Raw genomic sequence first — 4,113 nt, 5'->3', positions numbered from 1 at the left:
CCAGCCCTGTTAGTACGTGTCTCCCCAATGCGGACGTGCCTTCACCCATAGCTGCGCGCTCCCCCAGCCGAACCCCAGCCCCAGCCCCATTGGAACGTGCCTCCCCCGATGCGTACGTGCGCCCTCGATTGGTACGTGCCCTAGCACTCCCCTAGAGACCGTCACATTCACCAAAGCACGCACCAATCACCCAACCCACGCACCAAAAGCCCATCGCACCGCCCCCGCACGCCACCCGCCCCGGCCCGCACGCCACCGTATCTCCGTCGCGTCTCCGTCGCTTCAGGCCCTGAACAGTCGAACCCCATCCCCGCCACACCCGAACCGACTGTCCAGCGCCTAAACCGACACCTCTCAGCGTCTCACCGACCCCGGCCCAACGGTTCAGCACCTCAACCGACGTATCCAGGAAGCGCGCCAAGACCAGACCGACGGCCCAGAACCTCAACCGACGCAGCCAGGAAGCAGCACCACAGGCCACGCACAACACCACGGACACCGTCATCCCCACAGGCCACACACGACACCACGGGCGCAGGGCCCCAACCACAGGCGCCCCGCCAACAGTCACACCCCACCGCCTCCGCACGACCACCGACAGACGCAGCAACGCCGTCGTCCCACCATCCGAAGACAGTGGGACGACGGCGTTGCCAACGCGCGGCACCTACCTGGTCCGGCGCAATCCCGGACCACGGCGCGGGACTAGCTGCACTAGCCGCACCGCGCTAGGCGCCCTGAGCGGACCGTTCGCGGCGGGTCAGCGGCAGCGCTGCCCCCGACCGCGATCCGACTCAGTGGTGCTTGGAAGCAGAGCCGACCGAGCCCAGACGCTCGCAGGCCTCGACGACGCGGGCAGCCATGCCCTTCTCAGCAGCCTTGCCCCACGAGCGCGGGTCGTAGGCCTTCTTGTTGCCGACCTCGCCGTCGATCTTGAGGACGCCGTCGTAGTTCTTGAGCATGTGGTCAACAACCGGACGCGTGAAGGCGTACTGGGTGTCGGTGTCCACGTTCATCTTGATGACACCGTTGCGCACAGCGGTGGCGATCTCCTCGGCGGTGGAGCCGGAGCCACCGTGCATGACCAGGTCGAAGGGCGACTTCTTGTCCCCGACCTTGGTCTGCAGGCGGTCACCCAGGCGGCGAGCGACCTCGTCCTGGATCTCGCCCAGGAGCTCGGGACGCAGCTTGACGTGGCCGGGCTTGTAGGCGCCGTGGACGTTACCGAAGGTCAGAGCGGTGGTGTAACGGCCGTTCTCACCCAGGCCCAGGGCCTCAACAGCGGCCCAGGCGTCGTCAGCGGTGGTGTAGAGGTTGGCGTTCTCCTCACCCTTGATGCCGTCTTCCTCACCACCAACAGCACCGATCTCGATCTCAAGGATGGTGTTAGCCTGCTTGGACAGGGCCAGCAGCTCCTTGGCGATGGCGATGTTGTCCTCGAGGGTCTCGGCGGAGCCGTCCCACATGTGGGACTGGAAGGCGGTGGGCTCACCGCGCTTGGCCTGCTCAACCTCGATCTCCAGCAGCGGGCGCAGCCACGGGTCGATCATGCCCTTGGGGCAGTGGTCGGTGTGCAGAGCGAAGGTGATCGGGTACAGGCCCTCGATGGCGTAGGCGTAGGCGGACATGGCCAGGGAGCCCTTGACCTTGTCGGCGCGGGAGGAGCCGGACCAGTAGGCGGCACCGCCGTTGGAGACCTGGACGATGCCGTCAGACTCGGCCTCGGCGAAGCCCTGAAGGGCGGCGGAAAGAGTCTGCGACGAGGTGACGTTGATCGCGGGGATGGCGTAGCCGCCAGCCTTCGCGCGGTCGAGCATGTCGGCGTAGGACTCCGGGGTTGCAATGGCCACTGGATGCCTCCTGAGTATTCAAAGTGCAGTGGTGCAGTGCCGATTGTCCCACGGATAACGGCCAGCGGAAACCGGCTGAACGTCCTGGATGTCTCATCGCGGCCGACGCCGCAGCCCGAGCCGGCCAACGGCGCAGCCTGCAGCCCGGCCCGCAACCCCCAGCCCGGCCCGCGGTCCCCCGACGCCACCCGACGCAGCAGTCTGCAGCCAGCCGACGCCGCAGCCTTACTCCGCCTGGCGCCGTCGTCTCAGTCCGGCGCGGGACCGGCGTGCTGCAGCACCCAGGTGTGCATGGCAATCGCCGCCGCGGCCGCCACATTGATGGAGCGGGTCGACCCGTACTGCCCGATCCTCAGCAGCCGGGTGCAGCCGGCGCGCAGCTCCTCGCTGATGCCCTCGCCCTCCGAGCCAAAGACGAGCAGGCAGCGCTCCGGCAGCTGCGCATGCTCAAGCTGAAGCGAGCCAGGTCCGTTGTCGATCGCGATCGGCTCGTAGCCAGCCTCCGCAGCCCAGGTCAGCAGGCCCGACGGCTCAGGGTGGTGGCGCACGTCGAGGTATCGGTTGGTGACCATGGCGCCGCGCTTGTTCCACCGGCGTCGGCCCACCACGTGCACCGCCCCGACGTTAAAGGCGTTCGCCGTGCGCACGATCGAGCCGATATTGAGGTCCTGCGTCACGTTCTCAATCGCCACGTGCAGCCCGTGCGCCCGCGAGGCCAGGTCCGCTCGCACCGCCTCGACGCTCCAGTAGCGGTAACGGTCGACGACGTTGCGTCGGTCGCCGTCACGCAGGAGCTCGCGGTCATAGCGCGGGTCCGTCGGCCAGGCGGCCTCTCCCCCGGGCCACGGGCCGACGCCGACCTCCCGCACATCCGCCGGGCGGTCCTGCTCAGGCGGGAGCCCAGCCCAGTAGTCAGCGCCGCTCACAGGACGTCAACCGCGTGCAGCGCGCCGGGGTGCTCAGGGGTGAAGACCTGCGCCGGCTGGCGCTCCAGGCGACGGTTCCACAGGACGTTGAAAGGGCTAGCCACGAGCCTGTTGTACCCCATCGCCAGCTCGCTGTAGCGTCGCCCCACAGCCTCGACCTCATCCCAGGCGGCCACGTACTCGGCCACCGCGCTGGCAAGAGGCGCGGGCTCAGTCGCGGCGGCGTCGTCGCCAGGTCCCAGGCGGGAGACGACGACGCCCATCGCCTCGTGCAGCTTCTCCTCCCGGCGCGCGCGCTGGGAAGGTGTGCCGGTCATGGTCGCGAAGGCGACGGCGGACTCGGCGCGCTCGCGGTCGCCGTCCGGCAGCAGGCCGCGCGCGTCCGCCTGGCGCACGAGGTCCTCTGCGGCGCGGTGGTGGCGAATAAGGACCGCCTCCAGGCCGCGCCAGAACTGGTCAATCATCTCCCCGGCCGCGTGCAGCCTGCGGCCATGACGCCACACGAGGCTGAGGTAGGCCACAGCGATGAGAAGCAACACGCCGACCACAAGACCTGCCGTCGCCTGGCCGGCCCAACCCTCAGCGGGCGCGGGTGACGGGCCGGGAGCCGCTGCCGGCGGCCAGACTCCGGCCAGGCCAGGCCTCAGGCTCGACACGATCAGCACGACCACGCCCCGGGCACCGGGTCTCAGCGCAGACCGAGGTCGTCCAGGTCGAGCGCGGCGAAATAGGGAAGGCCGGCAGCCTCGATGCGCTCGCGGGCGCCCGTGTCTCGATCAACGATGACGGCGACCGCGCGCACGTTGGCCCCAGCCTCACGCAGGGCCTCGACCGCCTCCAGAGGCGAGCCTCCCGTGGTCGAAGTGTCCTCCAGGACAACGACGTCGCGCCCAGCGACATCCGGCCCCTCGATGCGGCGCTTCATGCCGTGGTCCTTGGCGGCCTTGCGGACCACGAAGGCATCCAGGTCAAGCCCACGCGAGGCGGCGGCGTGGAGCATCGCGGTGGCCACCGGGTCAGCTCCCATGGTCAGGCCGCCGACGGCCGCGATCTCATCGGTGCCCAGGCCTGCCTCCTCGAGCATGTCGAGCATGACGTGGCCGATGAGCGGGGCCGCCTCGTGGTGGAGGGTGGCGCGGCGCATGTCCACGTAGAAGTCCGATTCCAGACCGGAGGCGAGGGTGACTTTGCCTCGCACCACGGCGAGGTCGTTGACGAGCTGGGCCAGGCGGGCGCGGTGAGAGTCGTTGGCGATCACGCTCTAAGGGTAGGCGACGACGGCGATCGCCTCAGCCCGGCGGCGCGGGTGTGGGACAAGGACGGCGCGGCGGCGCGGG

General features: G+C 69.3%; 4 protein-coding genes. All 4 read right to left on the bottom strand.

Translation table 11 applies throughout. From position 1 onward, the window contains the following. Positions 1-794: 794 nt before the first annotated feature. Entirely contained in the window at positions 795-1,850 is a 1,056-nt protein-coding gene (fbaA, locus tag HMPREF0058_RS02430) for a class II fructose-bisphosphate aldolase (RefSeq protein WP_006548081.1), read from the bottom strand. 248 nt (positions 1,851-2,098) lie between these two features. Further along, on the bottom strand, positions 2,099-2,776 hold the full coding sequence (locus tag HMPREF0058_RS02425) for a TrmH family RNA methyltransferase (RefSeq protein ID WP_006548080.1): 678 nt from the start codon (positions 2,774-2,776) through the stop codon (positions 2,099-2,101). Then, a complete protein-coding gene (locus HMPREF0058_RS02420; RefSeq protein WP_141560448.1) occupies positions 2,773-3,315 on the bottom strand; it encodes a hypothetical protein in 543 nt (180 codons plus the stop codon). Before HMPREF0058_RS02420 ends, HMPREF0058_RS02425 begins: the two co-directional genes overlap by 4 nt. Before the next feature lie 149 nt (positions 3,316-3,464). Continuing rightward, positions 3,465-4,034: an orotate phosphoribosyltransferase gene (gene pyrE / locus HMPREF0058_RS02415; RefSeq protein WP_006548078.1), complete on the bottom strand. Its 570-nt coding sequence runs from the start codon at positions 4,032-4,034 to the stop codon at positions 3,465-3,467. Positions 4,035-4,113 lie beyond the last annotated feature (79 nt).

The organism is Actinomyces urogenitalis DSM 15434 (assembly GCF_000159035.1).
Classification (GTDB): domain Bacteria; phylum Actinomycetota; class Actinomycetes; order Actinomycetales; family Actinomycetaceae; genus Actinomyces; species Actinomyces urogenitalis.
Note: the sequence above shows the minus strand (reverse complement) of the source record. Positions and strands in the feature narration are given on the sequence as shown.